The organism is Brachybacterium epidermidis (genome assembly GCF_015209585.1).
GTDB lineage: Bacteria > Actinomycetota > Actinomycetes > Actinomycetales > Dermabacteraceae > Brachybacterium > Brachybacterium epidermidis.
This window is the reverse complement of sequence record NZ_JADEYR010000001.1, coordinates 102,827-120,813: the sequence shown is the minus strand read 5'-3', so window position 1 is coordinate 120,813 and position 17,987 is coordinate 102,827. Positions and strand designations below refer to the sequence as shown.

The 17,987-nt window shown below is 72.1% G+C and carries 13 protein-coding genes and 2 pseudogenes; 8 read left to right on the top strand and 7 right to left on the bottom strand.

Annotated elements, in window-relative coordinates; genetic code table 11:
- Nucleotides 1-161: 161 nt before the first annotated feature.
- Nucleotides 162-1,100, bottom strand: coding sequence for a tRNA pseudouridine(38-40) synthase TruA (truA, locus tag IOE58_RS00580; protein WP_228018424.1), 939 nt, complete (start codon nt 1,098-1,100; stop codon nt 162-164).
- 40 nt (nt 1,101-1,140) lie between these two features.
- Here truA and purD point away from each other — a divergent pair.
- Nucleotides 1,141-2,441: pseudogene (gene purD / locus IOE58_RS00575) on the top strand (phosphoribosylamine--glycine ligase).
- 72 nt (nt 2,442-2,513) lie between these two features.
- Entirely contained in the window at nt 2,514-3,356 is an 843-nt protein-coding gene (locus IOE58_RS00570; RefSeq protein ID WP_348981821.1) for a phosphoribosylaminoimidazolesuccinocarboxamide synthase, read from the top strand.
- Between the two features lie 3 nt (nt 3,357-3,359).
- On the opposite strand, the gene pcm is transcribed toward IOE58_RS00570, so the two are convergent.
- Nucleotides 3,360-3,938 (bottom strand): protein-L-isoaspartate O-methyltransferase, encoded by a 579-nt coding sequence (gene pcm / locus IOE58_RS00565; protein ID WP_193864464.1) that lies wholly within the window; start codon nt 3,936-3,938, stop codon nt 3,360-3,362.
- Between the two features lie 38 nt (nt 3,939-3,976).
- Complete coding sequence (locus IOE58_RS00560) at nt 3,977-4,750, bottom strand: MBL fold metallo-hydrolase (protein WP_193864463.1); 774 nt, start codon at nt 4,748-4,750, stop codon at nt 3,977-3,979.
- Between the two features lie 149 nt (nt 4,751-4,899).
- Between IOE58_RS00560 and purS the strand changes: the two genes are divergently transcribed.
- Nucleotides 4,900-5,196, top strand: a complete 297-nt coding sequence (purS, locus tag IOE58_RS00555) for a phosphoribosylformylglycinamidine synthase subunit PurS (protein WP_193864462.1) — start codon at nt 4,900-4,902, stop codon at nt 5,194-5,196.
- On the top strand, nt 5,196-5,921 hold the full coding sequence (purQ, locus tag IOE58_RS00550) for a phosphoribosylformylglycinamidine synthase subunit PurQ (RefSeq protein WP_193864461.1): 726 nt from the start codon (nt 5,196-5,198) through the stop codon (nt 5,919-5,921). Before purS ends, purQ begins: the two co-directional genes overlap by 1 nt.
- Before the next feature lie 300 nt (nt 5,922-6,221).
- Here the strand turns inward: purQ and IOE58_RS00545 are convergent, their stop codons facing one another.
- A complete protein-coding gene (locus IOE58_RS00545) occupies nt 6,222-7,574 on the bottom strand; it encodes a class I SAM-dependent methyltransferase (RefSeq protein ID WP_193864460.1) in 1,353 nt (450 codons plus the stop codon).
- A gap of 56 nt (nt 7,575-7,630) precedes the next feature.
- Here IOE58_RS00545 and IOE58_RS00540 point away from each other — a divergent pair, with 56 nt between their 5' ends.
- Nucleotides 7,631-8,629, top strand: coding sequence for a nucleoside hydrolase (locus IOE58_RS00540; RefSeq protein ID WP_193864459.1), 999 nt, complete (start codon nt 7,631-7,633; stop codon nt 8,627-8,629).
- Between the two features lie 18 nt (nt 8,630-8,647).
- Here IOE58_RS00540 and IOE58_RS00535 read toward each other — a convergent pair whose 3' ends face one another.
- The 3 genes and pseudogenes from IOE58_RS00535 to IOE58_RS00525 all read right to left on the bottom strand — a co-directional run bounded on the left by IOE58_RS00535 (nt 8,648) and on the right by IOE58_RS00525 (nt 12,423).
- On the bottom strand, nt 8,648-9,598 hold the full coding sequence (locus IOE58_RS00535; protein ID WP_193864871.1) for a MaoC/PaaZ C-terminal domain-containing protein: 951 nt from the start codon (nt 9,596-9,598) through the stop codon (nt 8,648-8,650).
- A gap of 5 nt (nt 9,599-9,603) precedes the next feature.
- A pseudogene (locus IOE58_RS00530) lies at nt 9,604-10,942 on the bottom strand (3-oxoacyl-ACP reductase).
- An 86-nt stretch (nt 10,943-11,028) separates the two neighbouring features.
- The gene (locus IOE58_RS00525; RefSeq protein WP_396121465.1) at nt 11,029-12,423 is read right to left on the bottom strand and encodes an acetyl-CoA C-acetyltransferase; all 1,395 of its coding nucleotides are present in this window, start codon (nt 12,421-12,423) and stop codon (nt 11,029-11,031) included.
- Between the two features lie 101 nt (nt 12,424-12,524).
- Here IOE58_RS00525 and IOE58_RS00520 point away from each other — a divergent pair, with 101 nt between their 5' ends.
- The 3 genes from IOE58_RS00520 to purL all read left to right on the top strand — a co-directional run bounded on the left by IOE58_RS00520 (nt 12,525) and on the right by purL (nt 17,954).
- On the top strand, nt 12,525-13,142 hold the full coding sequence (locus IOE58_RS00520) for a TetR/AcrR family transcriptional regulator (RefSeq protein WP_228018555.1): 618 nt from the start codon (nt 12,525-12,527) through the stop codon (nt 13,140-13,142).
- On the top strand, nt 13,139-15,427 hold the full coding sequence (locus IOE58_RS00515; RefSeq protein ID WP_228018423.1) for an acyl-CoA dehydrogenase family protein: 2,289 nt from the start codon (nt 13,139-13,141) through the stop codon (nt 15,425-15,427). The genes IOE58_RS00520 and IOE58_RS00515 overlap by 4 nt, the downstream gene beginning before the upstream one ends.
- 190 nt (nt 15,428-15,617) lie before the next feature.
- Nucleotides 15,618-17,954, top strand: a complete 2,337-nt coding sequence (gene purL / locus IOE58_RS00510) for a phosphoribosylformylglycinamidine synthase subunit PurL (protein ID WP_193864457.1) — start codon at nt 15,618-15,620, stop codon at nt 17,952-17,954.
- Nucleotides 17,955-17,987 lie beyond the last annotated feature (33 nt).

Genomic DNA, 17,987 nt, shown 5'->3' with positions numbered 1-17,987 from the left:
TCTGGTCCGGACCCTGGGACGGGTCCTCCGCGGAAAGGCTAGGCCGGAGGGGCGGGCAGCTGACGGGTGCGCACCGGACCTGACCAGCAGCTGCACCGTTCCTTCACCCATGCCCGTCCCCCGCTGCGCTGACTCCTGCTGGGGTCTGGCTGCAACGAGCTCTACCCCCGCAGCACCCGCGCGGCACGCGCCTGCGCGGCGAGGTCCGCCTCGGCCGGGTACTCGACCCCCTCGAGGGTGAGCCCCTGGGGTGGGCACAGCGGCGCGGACCCGGCACTGGTGCGGGTGGAGGACTGCCGGGTGCGGGCTGCGAGAACCTGCGCGGGCCAGTCCTCCCCTTTGCGTCCCTCCCCCACGGCCAGCAGCGTGCCCACCAGGGAGCGCACCATGTGGTGACAGAAGGCGTCGGCGACCACAGTGGCGACCACCAGGCCCTCGTCGGTCCTCCCTGGCTCGGGGCGCTCCCAGGAGAGCTGCTCGAGGGTGCGGATGGTGGTGGCTCCCTCTCGCGGCTTGCAGAAGGACAGGAAGTCGTGCTCACCCAGCAGGGCGCGGGAGGCGCGCGCCATCGCCTCGACGTCGAGGGGCCAGCGGTGGCGCAGCACGTCGCGACGCAGCGGGTCGTGCACCGTGGGGCCGTCGGAGATGCGGTATCGGTAGCGGCGGCGGAGCGCCCCGAACCGGGCATCGAACTCCGCAGGGACCTCCCGGGCGGCGTGGACCACCACGTCGGCGGGCAGCAGGCCGGCCAACCGGGTGACCAGGGCGTCGGCCGGAGCGCGGTCGGAGCGGCCGGGGATCGTGGCGAGCACGGGGCCGGGAAGGTCCAGGTGGCACACCTGCCCGCGCGCATGGACACCCGCGTCGGTGCGCCCGGCGACGGTCACCTGCACGGGCACGCGGGCAATGCGGGACAGGGCCTGCTCCAGCTCACCCTGCACGGTGCGCTGCCCGGGCTGGGCGGCCCAGCCGTGGAAGTCGGTGCCGTCGTAGGAGAGGTCCAGGCGCAGGCGGGTGAGCTGAGGGACGCGGGACGCCTCTGGCGCGCCGGCTTCCCGGGGAGCGTCCGGTGTGGGATCGGCGGGCTGATCGACGGACATGGTGCCGATCGTATCGGCGGCGCTCGGTACGCTGGCCCGCGTGAAGATCCTCGTCATCGGCTCCGGCGGCCGCGAGCACGCGATCATCCGCCGCCTCAGCGCCGACTCCCCGCCCCTGACCTCCACGCCGCCCCCGGCAACCCCGGCATCGAGGCCCGGGCCACCTGCCACGACATCGCCGTCGGCGATCTCGACGGCCAGGTCGAGCTGGCACGCCGGCTGGAGGTGGACCTGGTGGTGGTCGGCCCCGAGGCACCGCTGGTGGCGGGTGTCGCCGATCGCCTGCGGGCGGCCGGCATCGCCGTGTTCGGCCCGTCGGCGGCGGCTGCCGCCCTGGAGGGCTCGAAGTCCTTCGCCAAGGAAGTGATGGCCTCCGCGGGCGTGCCCACCGCCGCCTCGGTCACCGCCTCCGACGAGGACGCACTGGTGGCGGGCCTGGACCGGGTGAACCCGCTGGGCGATGTGCCGTTCGTGGTCAAGGCCGACGGGCTCGCGGCCGGCAAGGGCGTGGTGGTCACCCCTGATCGCGAGGCGGCCCTCGCCCACGGCCGTTCCGTGATCGGTGCGGGCGGCTCGGTGGTGCTCGAGGAATACCTGGACGGCCCCGAGGTGTCCCTGTTCTGCGTGTGCGACGGCGAGAGGGTGGTGCCGCTGGCCGCGGCCCAGGACTTCAAGCGCGCCCTGGACGGCGACCAGGGCCCCAACACCGGCGGCATGGGCGCCTACTCTCCGCTGCCGTGGGCCCCCGAGGGTCTCGTGGATGAGGTGGTGCGTACCATCGTCCAGCCCACGGTCGAGGAGATGCGCCGGCGCGGAATCCCCTTCGTCGGCATCCTGTACTGCGGTCTCGCCCTGACCGCCCGCGGGGTGCGGGTGGTGGAGTTCAATGCCCGCTTCGGCGATCCCGAGACCCAGGTGGTGCTGGAGCGCATGGCCTCGCCCTTGTCCGAGCTGCTGCTGGCAGCGGCGCGCGGCGACCTGCAGCAGGCCCAGGCCCCCCGCTGGCACGACGGCGCGGCTGTCGCAGTGGTGCTGGCCTCCGCCGGTTACCCGGCCGAGGCCCGCCTGGGCGATGAGATCACCGGCATCGAGGAGGCCGAGGCCGCCGGTGCCCACGTGCTGCACGCCGGTACCGACCGACGCGAGGACGGCGCCCTGGTCAGCTGCGGCGGTCGCGTGCTCGCCGTGGTGGGCACCGGGGAGGATCTGCAGGCCGCCCGCGAGCTCGCCATGGCCGGGGTGGAACGGATCGAGCTGCAGGGGTCCCTGCACCGCACCGACATCGCCCTCCGCGCCGCCGAGTCCGAGCGGAGCGGCGCCGGGGAGGCGGGGCCGGCATGAGCACGCCCCACCGGCCAGCCGCTGCTGACCGCACCGGAGCTGTCCGGCTGGGACCACGCCGTCGGCGGCAAGGTGCGCGAGCTGTACGTCCCGGCCGGCACCGATCCGGCTGAGGCCACCGAGGTGCTGATGGTGGCCACCGACCGCATCAGCGCGTACGACCACGCCCTGCAGCCGGGGATCCCCGACAAGGGCCGGCTCCTCACCGCGATCAGCCTGTTCTGGTTCGAGCAGCTGGAGGATCTGGTGCCGAACCATGTGCTGTCGGCGACCGACGTGCCGGCCGAGGTGACCGGGCGCGCCCTGCGCTGCCGCGGCCTGGACATGGTGCCGCTGGAGTGCGTGGCACGCGGGTACCTGACGGGGTCGGGGCTGGCGGACTACCGGGCCACCGGCTCCGTGGGCGGGCATACGCTGCCCGAGGGTCTCACCGAGGCCTCCCGCCTGGAGCCGGCGATCTTCACCCCCGCCACCAAGGCGGAGGTGGGTGACCACGACGAGAACATCACCGTGGATGAGGCCCGGCAGCGTCTGGGGGGCGACCTGGTCGAGGAGCTCGAGCACCTCACCCTCGCCGTCTACGAGCGGGCGCGGTCGATCGCGGCCGGGCGGGGCATCCTGCTGGCCGACACCAAGCTCGAGTTCGGCCACTCCCGCACCGACGGCTCCCTGGTGCTGGGCGACGAGGTGCTCACTCCCGATTCCAGCCGTTTCTGGTCCGCAGCCGGGTACCGCGAGGGCCGGGCCCAGCCCAGCCTGGACAAGCAGTTCGTGCGCGACTGGCTGACCTCGGACACCTCCGGATGGGACCGCGCCGCCGACGCTCCTCCCCCGGCTCTGCCGGCGGAGGTCGTCGAGCAGACGCGGTCCCGGTACGTGGAGGCCTACGAGAGGCTCACCGGTCAGGTGTTCTGAGGCTCAGGTGTCCTCCACCAGTGGCACGAAGCGGAACCGGCCGTGCTGGGTGTCGACTATCCGGTCCCCTCGGCGCTCGACCCGGTGCATGACCGTCGCCACGGGGATCACCATCATGCCGCCGTCGGCGAGCTGGTCGATCAGCTGGTGCGGCATGCGCTGCGCCTCTGCCGAGACCAGGATCCGGTCGTAGGGTCCGTCGCCGGGTGCACCGAGCACCCCGGCCTGCGTCTCCCGGATGCTGGCATGGGTCGCCTCACCGAGCGCTGCCTCGAGGGCCTCGCGCGCGGGCCCGATCAGCTCCGGGCGTCGCTCCACGCCGATCACCTCTCCGCAGCCGCCGACGAGATGGGCCAGCAGAGCGGTGGTCCAGCCGGATCCGGCCCCGAGGTCGAGCACCCGGTGCCCCGGTTTCACGTCCAGCAGCCGCAGCATGGTCGCGACGGTGTAGGGCTGGGAGTTCGTCTGGCCGTGGCCAATGGGAAGGGCGCAGTCGATACCGGCGTACGGGCGCTGCTGCTCGGGCAGGAACGGTGCCCGGGGCACGGCCTCCATCGCGGTCTGCACACGATCCGGTCCCATGGGCGTCTCCTTCGCGTCCTGCCTGCTCGGTGGGCGGGTCAGCGCGATCCGAGCTCGACGACCCGCTCGGGCTCCGGCCAGTCGCGCACCTCGGTGCCCTCGGGGGCCAGCTGCGTGGATTGCCGCATGTAGATCGCGCGCCCCTGCTCGCTGGCAACCGCATCGTGCACGGGAAGAGCAAGGCGGGGGCGGACGGCACGCAGGAAGTCGATGGTCTCGGACATCTTCGACCAGGGGGCGACCACCGCGAAGGCGAGGGCGTCGATGCCATGGAACTCCTGGACGGGTTCGAGGGAGTCGCCGGTGACGCCGAGGCGCTGGCCGCCCCCGGCACTGATCACAAGGCCCGAGTTGCCCACGCGCGGGATGTCCGGGTGGATGATCGCGTGGCGTCCGCCCACGGCGGCGATGCGCAGTGGTTCATGCCCGTCCACGGCGGGGAACTCGTGGCTGCTGCCGGCCGGGAGGGGCACCAGCCGATCACGAGTCACGACGGGGGCCGAATCGCCGTCGCCGGCATCGTCACCGGCGCTGTCATCGCCGCCATCGCTGTCATTGCCGGCAAGCATCTCGGCGGTCTCGGGCTCGGCGATCACTACGGCACCCGGGCTGGCCCGGAGGATCTCGGTCAGCAGCTCGGGGTCCACGTGGTCGGGATGCTGGTGGGTGATGGCCACGACGTCGATCGCGCCGAGCACATCGGCGCTCAGTGACCGCACGCCCTCGGCGCTGAAGCCTCCCGGGTCGATCATCAGGCGTCGGCCGGCGACCTCCACGAGCAGGCACGAGTGGACGAGGTGACGGATCTTCATCGGTTGCCTCCCGGCATCATCGGCACGGTCAGGTGGTCTGTTTCGAATGTAGCCCGCCCCGCGCGGGGCGGGGAAGCCGATCGGTAGGATGAGCTCGCCCGCCCCGTCGTCCTGCCATCGGGTCGACACCATCCCCCAGGAGATTGCCCATGCCGCGCGTCGTGGTCCACGTCATGCCCAAGCCCGAGATCCTCGATCCGCAGGGGAAGGCCGTCGCCGCGGCGCTGCCCCGTCTGGGCTTCGAGGGGATCGGCTCCGTGCGGCAGGGCAAGCGCTTCGAGCTCGAGGTCGACGGCGAGGTGACCGACGAGGTCCTCGCCTCCCTGCGCGAGGCCGCCTCCACGCTGCTGTCCAACCCTGTCATCGAGGACGTCGTCGCCATCGACGTGGAGGACTCCGGCTCCCTGGAGCGCGCCCTGGACGCCGGGGCGGAGGAGCAGGCCTGATGCGCATCGGTGTGGTGACGTTCCCCGGGACTCTGGACGACCGGGACGCCCTGCGTGCGATCCGCCTGGCCGGTGGTCAGCCCGTCGCGCTGTGGCATGCCGAGGGGGACCTGCTCGATGTCGAGGCCGTGGTCCTGCCCGGCGGGTTCTCCTACGGTGACTACCTGCGGGCCGGTGCGATCAGTCGCTTCGCCCCCGTGATGGAGCGCGTGGTGGACGCCGCGAACGGCGGGATGCCCGTGCTGGGGATCTGCAACGGCTTCCAGATCCTGTGCGAGACCCACCTGCTGCCCGGGGCGATGATCAAGAACGCGCACCGCGCCTTCATCTGCCGTGATCAGCCGCTGCGGATCGAGAACAATCGCACCGCCTGGACCACCGACTACGAAGCGGGTCAGGTGATCCGGATCCCCCTGAAGAACCAGGACGGCCAGTACGTGGCCGATGAGCGCACGCTCGCTGAGCTCGAGGCCGAGCGCCGCGTCGTGTTCCGCTACGCGGAGGGCGCCACCCACGGCCCCGAGGGCTTCGAGGTGAACCCCAACGGCTCCCGCAATGACATCGCCGGCATCACCAATGCCTACGGCAACGTGGTGGGTCTGATGCCGCACCCGGAGCATGCGGTCGAGGCCGGTTTCGGGCCCGACGAGCCCGGTCAGGGCACACGCACCGGCACGGACGGTCTGGGGATCTTCACCTCGGTGCTGCGCAGCCTCGTCGCCTGAGCACCCGCTCCGACGCCGCTCTTCCCACCGCGCGCAAGCCCGCGCGTGATCACCCCGTGCGCACCCGATGCTGCCTTTCGTCCGGTCGTGCGGCTCCGCAGATGCCCGCCCCCCGTCCCCCGCCGTCTGTCGATCGTGCGGTCAGGCGGCGGTGGGTGCTCGATGTCGGTGGTGCCGCCCTGGGACCAGGGCGCGGTGTGGTGGGCATCGAGGTGACGGGACCGGTGACAGCCCGGGAAGCAGCAGCCTCCGCCACCAGGGCGGCCTTGCGATCGGGGAGGAACCTCCTCCCCCATGTGCTCAGACCCGGTGGGCCGACAGCACCGTGAAGCGTCGGTCGCGGGCGCGCTGACGGGCAGGCCCCACCCGGCGCTCCAGTTCGGCGCGGTAGCGCAGGTGCGAGTTGTGCACCATCCACAGCTCACCTCCCGGCCGCAGCACCCGGGCGGCGGCGTCGAGCAGGCCGTGCACGAGGGTGGCATCGATCGCGGTGCCGTCGTGAAAGGGCGGGTTCAGCAGCACCAGGTCCGCGCTGCGGTCCGCACGGCGCGACAGGGCGTCATCCCACATGACCTCGACCCGGGGCGCGGATGCCGGGCCATCGACGTCGGCACCTCCTGCGGGCGCGGATCCGTCACGAGCGGCCTGGGAGGCGAGTGCATCGAGGGTGGCTCGGGTGGACAGCACTGCATCGAGGTCGTCGTCGCTGGCGATCACCCGGGCGCCCGGCAAGGCCAGCGTGAGGTAGGCCGTGAGCAGGCCGTTGCCGCAGCCCAGATCCACGGCGCAGTATCCCGAGCCCACGGCAGGATCCGCCTGCCCAGTGACGTGAGGACCGGGCAGCGAGCCGTCCGACCGAGTCCCCTCGGCGTCGAACTCCCCCGCAGCCAGTGCCTCATCGAGTGACTGCAGCAGGAGCAGACTGCCGGCGTCGGCGGAGGCTCCGCCGAACACGCCGCCGATGCCCCGCAGGGGCAGCTCGTGGGCCTGTCCCCGGATCGTGATCGCAGCGGTCCCCTCAGCGGGCTGCATGAGATCGGGCCCGGGCCTGGGGCCGGTGGCGATGAGAGCCCGGGACTTGCCCAACCCCAACGACGCGCGCACCTCGGTGAACACACGGCCCAGCACCTCATTCTGCTGCCGGGTCATGTGCTTGACACGCCCGCCGGCCACCAGCTCCAGATCATCGCGTCCGGACCCGCCCGCAGCGAGGGCGAGACGCCGAGCCCGATCCTCGAGCCCTGCGAGGGACTTGGGCAGACGGCCCAGCGCCAGGTGGGCATCGGCGCTCGAGGCGAACTCCTCCAGCGGCACGGGCTCCAGCGCCGGGTCCGACGCGGGCGCCGCACCGCCCGGCGCCGTCCTCGCACCGCTCGGCACCACCAGGCGCCCATCAGCGATCTCACGGGTGAACTGCTCGGCGATCTCGCGAGCACGCGCACAGGAGGAGGACCAGGAGAACACGCGCGCACCCTCGTGCTCGGCGAGCGTCTGAAGGGAATGCGCGGTGAGGGCGCCTGTGGCGTCGTCGACGACGATCACGTCGCAGGGGCAGCCCGGCCCGCCGGCCTCGGACTCGGCCGTGCGCAGGACGACCCGGTCGGTCTGATCGGCAGTGGGCGCTCCGGAGCTGTCGGGCGTGGACGCAGGCATGGCCTCGAGTCTAGGCGGGAGCCGCGGACCATCTCGGTGGGCCGTACGCTGGGTGGATGCGAATGCCCTTGCTGCTGGACTGCGACACCGGGATCGACGACGCCTTCGCGCTCACCTATCTGGCCTGCCGCCCCGAGGTCGAGATCACAGGGATCGTCTCCACCGCCGGCAACGTGCCCACCGAGGCGGTGCTGGGCAACAACCTGGTGCTGGCAGAGCTGCTGGGCATCGACGCGCCCGTGGCCCGCGGCGCTCGGACGCCGCTGGTCCAGGAGCTGATGACAGCGGAGGACACCCACGGCCCGACGGGTCTCGGCCACGCCCGACTGCCGACACCGACACGGCAGGCCGACGATCGCTCGGGCGCGCAGCTGTGGGTCGATGCCGCCCGGAGGCATCCCGGGCAGCTGGTGGGGCTGGTGCTGGGCCCGCACACCAACCTGGCACTGGCCCTGGAGATCGAACCGGAGCTGCCCCGGCTGCTGAAGCGGCTGCACGTGATGGGCGGGGCGATCAACCATCGCGGCAACACCGGCGCCACCTCGGAGTGGAACGTCGCTGTCGATCCGGAAGCTGCCCAGCGCGTGCTGATCGCCTTCAGCGAGGCGCCCACCAGGCCGGTGCTGGCAGGACTGGATACCACCGAGGCGGTGCGGTTCTGGCAGCCAGAGCTGGATGCGGTGCGCGCGCTCGGCGATCATCCGGTGGTGCCGATCCTCGTCGAGGCCCTGCAGTTCTACTTCGAGTTCCATCAGGCCGACGGCTTCGGCTGGTCCGCCCACGTGCACGACCCGCTGGTGGCCGCGCACGCCGTGACCGGTCGCTTCCTGGAGACCACGCCGCTGCCGGTGGACGTCGAGCTGACCGGCACCCTCACCCGGGGGCAGACGGTCGCCGACCCCCTGGGTCGCTGGGGCCGGGAGCCGAACGTCGATGCGGCCACCTCGGCCGATGCTCCCGCGTTCATCGCCCACCTGTGGGAGACACTGCGCAGCGGGCTCAGCACGCAGGCAGCCGCCAGCAGCGGGCAGGCCGAGGGCGACGCCACGCACTGAGGCGGCGCAGGGAGCCGGTCAGCCCAGCTGCTGGATCTCCACCTCGAAGCAGCGCCGTGGGGCCTTCTCCCCCTTCGCCGGGCGCCAGCCCACGCAGCGGGTGGTGCCGCTGTCGCGGTCCTCGTCGTACGCCACCAGCACGGACCCCGGAAGGGTGACGGGCGCATCGAAGGAGACGTCCCAGCGCAGCGGCCGGGAGAGATCCACCCGGGACTCGGTGAAGGCCCGGGACGCGGTGTACATGCCGTGCGCGATCGCCCTGGGGAAGCCGAAGGCCTTGGCCGACAGGCCCGACATGTGGATCGGGTTCACGTCACCGGAGACCTCGGCGTAGCGCCGGCCGGTGTCGGCCGGGAGGCTCCAGCGGGCGGTGGGCCGCGGCGGCGCGAAGTCGCGATGGTCCGATCCCTGGTCGGAGGAGCCCGCAGAGGGTCCGGCCGCAGAGCTCGGGGACGAACTCGACGACGAGCCGGACGAGCTCGTGCCCTTGGCCAGGTAGGTCGAGACGTCGGTGGCGATGATCTCCCCGTCCTGCGCGAGGATCGTGGAGACCGCCTCGAAGGTGTGGCCCTTGCGGTGCGGGCGCAGCTCGCGCACGCGGCACTCCACATCCACCAGTTCCCCCACCGCCACCGGACGGTGCTGGAGCACGGAGTTGCGCAGGTGCACCAGGCCCAGCAGCGGGAAGGGGAAGTCCCCGCGCGCCATCAGCGCCAGCGAGATCGGGAAGGCGAGCACGTGCAGCACACCGGGGTGCACGTTCTCCGTGGCGGGCCCGCCCATGAGGTGGTCGAAGTCGGCGGCGCGGCCGGCGTCGATGCGCACCTTACGCACGCGGTAGGCGGTGCCCGGCAGGCGCTTCTCTCGCGACGTCCGGGGGGCATCGCCCCGCCGGGGCAGCAGGGCCGCAGCGTACACCGCGGGGAAGGAGGGGACGTCGGTGAGGTCCTTGATCCGCTCGTCGCTCATCGCTGTCACCGCCCCACGATGTTCTGGCCGCACACCCGCAGGGTCTGCCCCTGGATGCCGCCGGCCTCCGCCGAGGACAGGAAGGAGATCGCCTCCGCCACGTCCGCGGGCAGGCCGCCCTGCTGCAGGGAGTTCACGCGGCGGGCGATCTCTCGGTTCAGCGCGGGCATGCGGGCGGTCATCTCGGTCTCGATGAAGCCGGGGGCGACGGCGTTGGCGGTGCCACCGGCATCGGCGAGACGCAAGGACAGCGCATCCACGAAGGCCATCACGCCCGCCTTGGAGGCGGCGTAGTTGGTCTGCCCGCGGTTGCCGGCGATGCCGCTGGTGGAGGCCAGGGAGACCACGCGCGGCTGATCGCCCAGCGCGTCCCCGGCCTCCAGCAGCGCCTCCATGAGGGAGAGCTGGCTGGTGATGTTCACGGCGATCACCGGGTCCCAGCGGTCCGGGGTCATGTTGGCGAACATCTTGTCGCGGGTGATGCCGGCGTTCAGCACCACCACGTCCAGGGTCAGCGACTTCTCCCGCAGGAACTGCACCAGGCGCCGGCCGGCGCCGCCGGAGGTGACGTCCAGCTGCAGCGGCACGGCGCGCAGCTCGTTGGCCAGGCGCGCCAGTTCGGTGCCGGCGGCCGGGACGTCCAGCACCACCAGCTGTGCGCCGTCGGCCGCGAGGGTGCGGGCGATGGCCGCACCGATGCCGCGGGCGGCGCCGGTGACCAGGGCGGTGCGCCCGGCCAGGGGCTGCTGCTGGTCCTCGGTGAGGGTGCCGGCCTCGCTGGCGACCTCCAGGAACTGGCCGGTCACGAAGGCGCTGCGGGAGGAGAGGAAGAACCGCAGTGCGCCGATCACGGCCGGGGCGTCCAGGGCCACGCCGTCGGCGGCGAGGATGCCGTTGGCAGTGGCCCCGCCGCGCATCTCGTGGGCGAGGGAGCGCACGAAGCCCTCCACTGCCCCGCGGGCGGCGTCACGCGAGGGATCCTCGCCGGTGGCGGGCCGGGAGATCGTGACCACGCGCGCACCAGGGGCGAGGCTTCGCATGGCGCCCGAGAGGGGCAGCAGGATCGGTCCCAGCTGGTCGGGGGCGGAGACCTCGTCCAGCACCGCGATCACGGAGCCCACGCGAGGCAGCTCCTCGAAGCGGCGACGCACGTCGGCCCCCCAGGACAGCAGCAGGCGGGCCACCTGGTCGGCACCGGCCGAGTCGCCGAGCACCACGACCGGGCCGAGCACCGGCTCGGGGCGGTCCTCGCGTCGCAGCAGGCGGGCGGGGCGGGAAGGCCGGTGCGCTTGGCGATCAGGGCACCGGGGCGGAGCGGACGAAGCGGGTGTAGGCATCAGCCATGGGGTCCTCCCGGAAGAACGATGTAGGGGCGGGGGCAGCCCCAGAGGGCTGCCGCGCCGCGGTCGGCGGAGGTCGGGGGCGACGGATCAGGAGGTGACGGACTCGAGCAGGGCGACGGAGCCCTGGCCGGCCGCGGCGCACACGGAGATCAGGCCCCGCTGGGGACGACCCGTCTCCAGGGCGCGCTGGTGCAGCAGCTTGGCGAGAGTGGCGACGATGCGCCCGCCGGTGGCCGCGAAGGGGTGACCGGCGGCCAGCGAGGAGCCGGTCACGTTCAGGCGGTCGCGGTCGATGCTGCCCAGCGCGCTGTCGCGGCCCAGCTTGTGGCGGCAGAACTCCTCGGACTCCCAGGCGGCCAGGGTGGCCAGCACGGTGGAGGCGAAGGCCTCGTGGATCTCGTACAGATCCACGTCCTGCAGGGTCATCCCGTTGGCATCGAGCAGCTCTGGCACAGCGTAGGCGGGGGCCATCAGCAGGCCCTCCTCGCCGTGCACGAAGTCGACCGCGCTGATGCGGGCATCGACCACCCTGGCCAGCGGGGTGAGGTCGTGCTCGGCGGCCCACTCGGCGCTGCCGAGCAGCACGGCGGAGGCACCGTCGCTGAGGGGGGTGGAGTTGCCAGCGGTCATCGTCGGCTCGGCGACCTGCGGGGACTTCACGCCGAAGACGGGCTTGAGGGAGGCCAGCTTCTCCATGCTGGAATCGGCGCGCAGGTTCTGGTCCCTGCCCAGGCCGCGGTAGCCGGTGACCAGGTCGTCCAGGAACCCGGCCTCGTAGGCGGCGGCGAGCTTCTGGTGGGAGGCGAGGGCGAGCTCGTCCTGCGCCTGACGGGTGATGCCCCACTCAGCGGCGGTCAGGGCCATGTGCTCGCCCATGGACAGGCCCGTGCGGGGCTCGCTGTTGCGCGGGGGCACCGGTGCCAGGTCTCCGGGGCGGATCGCGCCGAGCGCCTTGATGCGCTGCAGCGGCGTCTTGGCGGCGAAGGCACGGTGCAGGGTGCGACGCAGGCGCGGGGTCACCTCGATCGGGGAGTCGGAGGCGGAATCGACGCCGCAGGCGATCGCGGAGTCGATCTGGCCCAGCTGGATGCGGTTGGAGACGTGGACCACGGACTCCAGGCCCGTGGCACAGGCGCGGCCCATGTCGATCGCGGGGGTGCGAGCATCCAGCGGCGTGCCCAGGGCGCTCTCGCGTGTGAGGTTGAGATCCGCAGCGAGCTTCAGCACCGCACCGCCGGCGATCTCGCCGAGCCTCTCGCCCTGCAGGCCGAACCGGGCCACGAGGCCCTCGAGGACGGCGGTGAGCAGGTCCTGGTTGGAGATCCCGGCGTAGGGGCCACCGGCGCGGGCGAAGGGGATGCGGTTGCCGCCGAGGACCAGGGCGTCGCGCAGGACCGCCCGGGAGCTGTCTGCCTCGTGGGCTGCGGCGGCGGTGGCGGGGCGGGACTCTGTCACGGGGGCACCTCTTCGTGGTCTGTGCATGGTCGTTCGTGCGTGGTCGAACAGCTCGATCGGGGAGCTCGTCCGACAGGGGACTTTACATGGAACCGTCGGTACTTGATACCGTAGGTCCCGTGAACGCGATGATGCAAGCCCCCGTCGACGGACGCTCCGCCCGTTGGGCCCAGCACCGTGAGCAGCGCCGTGCCGAACTGCTGGACGTGGCCCGGCGTCTCATCCACGCCCAGGGGCCCGACGTCACCATGGAGGAGATCGCCACGGCCTCGGGCACCTCGAAGTCGATCGTCTATCGCTACTTCACCGACAAGGCCCAGCTGCAGCGGGCCCTGGGACGCAGCATCCTGTCCACCATGCACCGTCGGCTCGTCGCTGAGCTGACGGCGCTCGAGACCGGATCCGGGCGCAGGCCCGAACCGGCGGAGCGAATCCGCGCCATGATCCGCGCCTACGTCGAGACGGCGCAGCGCTCCCCTGGCGTGTACCGCTTCGTCACCCGTCCCAGCGACGGGCTGAACCACTTCCTGGAATCCGTCTCCCGTCTGGTCACCACCTTCCTCCCCGCGGAGGTCCCCTCCCCCGAGCTGTGGGCGAACGGAGCCGTGGGCTTCGTCGAGCGCTCGGTGGACCGGTGGATGACGCAGCACGAGACATCGACCGACGACGAACGGCCCGCACCGATCACCTCGGACGCCCTCGTCGACCACCTCGTCACCTGGCTCATGAAGGGAATGCAGGCATGACCTCCACCACCGACCGCCCCGATCCGATCACCGCCCCCCAGAACGCCGAGGGCAGCGGAGGTGACGAAGCGGCCGTCGCGGACCAGACCCCCGCGCTGATCCCCACCCCTGCCGGCGCGGACGCCGCCACCGTCGAGGACGCCCCCGAGCAGACCCCGTCCGCAGCCGCACGGGCAGCAGCCGAGCCCGCCGGGACCCCCACCGGGCCGATCCCCGTGGTTCCCGACGGCAGCGCCCGGCTCGACGTCGAGGCCGTCTCCCGTGCCCTGAAAGGACGCTGGGCGGACTCCCGCGACGAGGCCCGTGAGCGTGCCGCCCGCCCCGAGCTGCACAAGCCCTACGACGTCTCCGTGGCCGAGCACCGCGCACGGGTGCTGGAGCAGCTGCACCTGCTGGTGGCCGACGAGACCTCCCACAAGATGCTGCCCGAGCACCTGGGAGGCCCCAACGACAACGGCGGGAACGTGGCCGCCTTCGAGGAGCTGGTGGTCGCCGACCCGTCCATGCAGATCAAGGCCGGCGTGCAGTGGGGGTTGTTCACCGCGGCCATCATCCAGCTGGGCGATGAGGAGCAGCACCATCGCTGGGTGCCCGACGCCATGAGCCTTCAGATCCCCGGCGCCTTCGCCATGACCGAGATCGGCCACGGCTCCGACGTGCAGTCCCTGGCCACCACCGCCACCTACGACGCGGACACCGAGGAGTGGGTGATCCACACCCCCTTCCGGGCCGCCTGGAAGGACTACCTGGGCAACGCGGCCCTGCACGCCCGGGCCGCCACCGTGTTCGCCCGCCTCATCACGCAGGGAGTGGACCACGGGGTCCACTGCTTCTACGTGCCGATCCGCGACGAGAACGGCGAGCTGCTGCCCGGCATCTCCTCCGAGGACGACGGCCCCAAGGGCGGGCTCAACGGCATCGACAACGGGCGCCTGGCCTTCGACCAGGTGCGGGTGCCGCGCACCAACCTGTTGAACCGCTACGGGGACGTGGCGCCCGACGGCACCTACTCCTCCCCCATCGAGTCCCCCGGCCGGCGCTTCTTCACCATGCTGGGCACCCTGGTGCAGGGTCGCGTCTCCCTGGACGGCGCCGCGAACCGGGCCACGCAGCTGGCGCTGCACATCGCGATCACCTACGCGACCCAGCGCCGCCAGTTCACCGCTGCCGATCCCACGCGGGAGATGGTGCTGCTGGACTACCAGAGCCATCTGCACCGCCTGATGCCCAAGCTGGCCGCCACCTACGCCGGGGCCTTCGCCCACGAGCAGCTGCTGCAGGCCTTCGATGACGTGTTCTCCGGGCGCGGCGACACCCCCGAGGCCCGTGAAGACCTCGAGACCATGGCCGCCGCCCTCAAGCCCACCTCCACGCGACTGGCCCTGGACACCATCCAGGAGTGCCGGGAGGCTTGCGGCGGCGCCGGGTTCATGGCCGAGAACCAGTTGGTGGGCCTTCACCAGGACCTCGACGTGTACGCCACCTTCGAGGGCGACAACACGGTGCTGCTGCAGCTGGTGGCCAAGCGCCTGCTGAGCGACTACACCTCGGAGCTGAAGACCATCGACCGCGCCGGGATCGGCCGGTTCATCGCCCAGCGGGCCGAGGTGCTGGCCCGCCGTCACACCCCCTGGACCCGCCTGGCGCAGGACCTCAGCGACCTGGGCAGCCCCAAGCGGGCGTTCGACTCGATGCGCAGTGCCGACTTCCAGGAGGAGATGCTGGCCTCCCGGGCCCGGGTGAAGGTGGAGGAGGTGGCGCTGTCGTTGCGCCCCGCCGCCCGCATGAGCCCGGCCGATGCCGCAGCGCACGTCAACAAGCACCAGGTGGAGATGCTGGCAGCGGCCCGCGCCCACGCCGAGCTGGTGCTGTGGCGGGCCTTCACCGCCGGCATCGAGGCGCTCGAGGACGAGGACTCCCGCACCGTGCTGACCGATGTGCGCGACCTGTTCGGGCTGGACCGCATCAACGCCGACCTGGCCTGGTTCCTGCTCAACGGACTGATCTCCGCTCAGCGCGGGCGCCAGATCACCTCCGATCTGCGCCGGCTGCTGTGGCGTCTGCGCCCGCACGCCCTGGACCTGATCGCGGCCTTCGACGTGCGACCCGGCCACGTGCGCGCGCCCATCGCGCTGGGTGGGGAGCAGGAGCGCCAGGACGAGGCCGCCGCCTACCACCGCGCCCAGCGGGCCAGCACCAGCGCCCCGGTCAGCGAGAAGGTGCTGCGCGAACGGGCGAAGAAGGAGAAGCAGGCGGCCAGGAAGCGCCAGGGTGCAGGGCGCTGATCGAGCTCGGCGCTGATCGGCGTCACCGCTGACGGATCGGCCGCGCCGGGGCGCTCCCGGTGCGGCCGATCGTTCGTCACTGCTGCCGAACCCCGGGCCGCGGGTCACCGCGGATGCGTCCGATCGTAGACTGGGGGCGCCGCGCCAGGACCCGCCGGCGCCCCTCGTGACGAACGGACCCGACCCCGCGATGACCGCTGCGAACTCCTCCGCCCCCGCCGATCCCGCACCGGGGGCCCCCGGGCAGACCGACACCGTCGAGCACGCCGCGTCGACCCCCGATCTGGAGCTGCCCTACGCCGAGCTCGGCCTGAAGGACGACGAGTACGCGCGGATCCGCGAGATCCTGGGGCGCCGCCCCACCGCGGCCGAGCTCGCCATGTACTCGGTGATGTGGTCCGAGCACTGCTCCTACAAGTCCTCCAAGAAGCACCTGCGACGCTTCGGCGAGCGCACCACCGAGGAGATGCGGGAGCACCTGCTGGTGGGTATGGGCGAGAACGCCGGCGTCGTGGACATCGGCGACGGCTGGGCGGTGACCTTCAAGGTCGAGTCCCACAACCACCCCAGCTACGTCGAGCCCCACCAGGGTGCAGCCACCGGTGTGGGCGGCATCGTGCGCGACATCATCTCCATGGGTGCTCGCCCCGTCGCGGTGATGGACCAGTTGCGCTTCGGCGCCATCGATCACCCCGACACCGCCCGGGTGGTCCACGGCGTGGTGGCCGGCATCGGCGGGTACGGCAACTCGCTGGGCCTGCCCAACATCGGCGGTGAGACCGTCTTCGACCCCACGTACCAGACGAACCCGCTGGTCAACGCCCTGTGCCTGGGCGTGCTGCGGCACGAGGACATCCACCTGGCCTCCGCCACGGGACCGGGGAACAAGGTGGTGCTGTTCGGCGCCCGCACCGGCGGCGACGGCATCGGCGGTGCCTCGATCCTGGCCTCGGAGACCTTCGAGGAGGACGGCCCGGCCAAGCGCCCCAGCGTGCAGGTGGGCGACCCGTTCATGGAGAAGCTGCTGATCGAGTGCTGCCTGGAGCTGTTCGCCGCGGGTGCGGTGGAGGGGATCCAGGACCTGGGCGCGGCCGGCATCTCCTGCGCCACCAGCGAGCTCGCCGCCAACGGTGGATCCGGCATGCGGATCGATTTGGAGAACGTGCTGCTGCGGGATCCCACCCTGAACGCCGGGGAGATCCTCATGAGCGAGTCCCAGGAGCGGATGATGGCCGTGGTGAGGCCGGAGATGCTCGATGACTTCACCGCGATCTGCGCCCGCTGGGACGTGGAGATGTCCGTGATCGGCGAGGTCACCGGCGATGGACGCCTGGTGATCGACCACCACGGCCAGCGGATCGTGGACGTGGACCCGGCCACCGTCGCGGTGGACTCCCCCGTCTACGACCGTCCCTACGCCCGTCCCGACTGGCAGGACGCCCTGCAGGCCGATCGTGCCGAGACGCTCGAGCGGCCTCGGGATGCCGCGGGCATCGCGGAGCAGCTGCGCGCTCTGATCTCCTCCCCCAACCTGGCCTCCGCCGCCTGGGTCACCGACCAGTACGACCGCTACGTGGGCGGCAACACCGCCCTGGCCATGCCGGACGACGCCGGTGTGGTGCGGGTGGATGAGTCCACCGGGCGCGGCGTGGCCCTGGCCACCGACGCCAACGGGCGCTATTGCGAACTCGACCCCCGCGCCGGGGCGCAGCTGGCCCTCGCTGAGGCGTACCGCAATGTGGCCACGGTGGGTGCCGAACCGCTCGCGGTCACCGACTGCCTGAACTTCGGCTCCCCGGAGGATCCGGGCCCCATGTGGCAGCTGGTCGAGGCGATCGAGGGGCTCTCCGAGGCCTGCCAGGTGCTCGGCGTGCCCGTGACCGGTGGCAACGTCTCTCTGTACAACTCCACCGGTGAGCCCGGCGTGCAGGGCTCCGCGATCCACCCCACCCCCGTGGTGGGTGTGCTCGGCGTGCTCGAGGACGTGGCGCGCCGGGTGCCCACCGGCTGGCACGAGGAGGGCCTGGACATCCTGCTGCTGGGCACCACCCGCGAGGAGCTCTCCGGATCCGCCTGGGCCGACGTGATGCACCAGCATCTGGGCGGGATGCCGCCGCGCGTGGATCTCGAGGCGGAGAAGGCGCTCGCCCGCGTGCTCGTGGGATCGGCCGATGAGGGCCTCGCGGCAGCCGCGCATGATCTGTCCCAGGGCGGTCTCGCGCAGACGCTCATGGAGTCCGTGACCCGCTTCGGCACCGGAGCCCGGATCGAGCTGTCCGAGCTCACCGCTCGCGATGGTGTGGATGTGTTCACCGCGCTGTTCTCCGAGTCGCAGGCTCGCGCCGTCGTGGCTGTACCTGCGGACCGCGCGGAGCGGCTGCGAGCTCTCGCTGCGGAACACGGGGTGCCTGTGCTGCGTCTGGGCACCACCGGCGGGGATGCGCTCGAGATCGAGGGCGCAGGCTCCTTCAAGGTCGCTGAGCTGAGGGAGCTGCGCGAGGGCACGCTCCCGCGGTACTTCGGTTGAGGACCTGCGACGGGCGGTGAGCGATGTTGAAGA

What these genes read in the sequence shown, in the direction of transcription:
- purS (WP_193864462.1), top strand. Translation starts at nt 4,900, where the DNA reads ATGCCGCGCGTCGTGGTCCACGTCATGCCCAAGCCCGAGATCCTCGAT.
- IOE58_RS00545 (WP_193864460.1), bottom strand. Translation starts at nt 7,574, where the DNA reads ATGCCTGCGTCCACGCCCGACAGCTCCGGAGCGCCCACTGCCGATCAG.
- IOE58_RS00540 (WP_193864459.1), top strand. Translation starts at nt 7,631, where the DNA reads ATGCGAATGCCCTTGCTGCTGGACTGCGACACCGGGATCGACGACGCC.
- purQ (WP_193864461.1), top strand. Translation starts at nt 5,196, where the DNA reads ATGCGCATCGGTGTGGTGACGTTCCCCGGGACTCTGGACGACCGGGAC.
- IOE58_RS00520 (WP_228018555.1), top strand. Translation starts at nt 12,525, where the DNA reads ATGATGCAAGCCCCCGTCGACGGACGCTCCGCCCGTTGGGCCCAGCAC.
- IOE58_RS00525 (WP_396121465.1), bottom strand. Translation starts at nt 12,423, where the DNA reads ATGCACAGACCACGAAGAGGTGCCCCCGTGACAGAGTCCCGCCCCGCC.
- IOE58_RS00560 (WP_193864463.1), bottom strand. Translation starts at nt 4,750, where the DNA reads ATGAAGATCCGTCACCTCGTCCACTCGTGCCTGCTCGTGGAGGTCGCC.
- IOE58_RS00535 (WP_193864871.1), bottom strand. Translation starts at nt 9,598, where the DNA reads ATGAGCGACGAGCGGATCAAGGACCTCACCGACGTCCCCTCCTTCCCC.
- purL (WP_193864457.1), top strand. Translation starts at nt 15,618, where the DNA reads ATGACCGCTGCGAACTCCTCCGCCCCCGCCGATCCCGCACCGGGGGCC.
- truA (WP_228018424.1), bottom strand. Translation starts at nt 1,100, where the DNA reads ATGTCCGTCGATCAGCCCGCCGATCCCACACCGGACGCTCCCCGGGAA.
- pcm (WP_193864464.1), bottom strand. Translation starts at nt 3,938, where the DNA reads ATGGGACCGGATCGTGTGCAGACCGCGATGGAGGCCGTGCCCCGGGCA.
- IOE58_RS00515 (WP_228018423.1), top strand. Translation starts at nt 13,139, where the DNA reads ATGACCTCCACCACCGACCGCCCCGATCCGATCACCGCCCCCCAGAAC.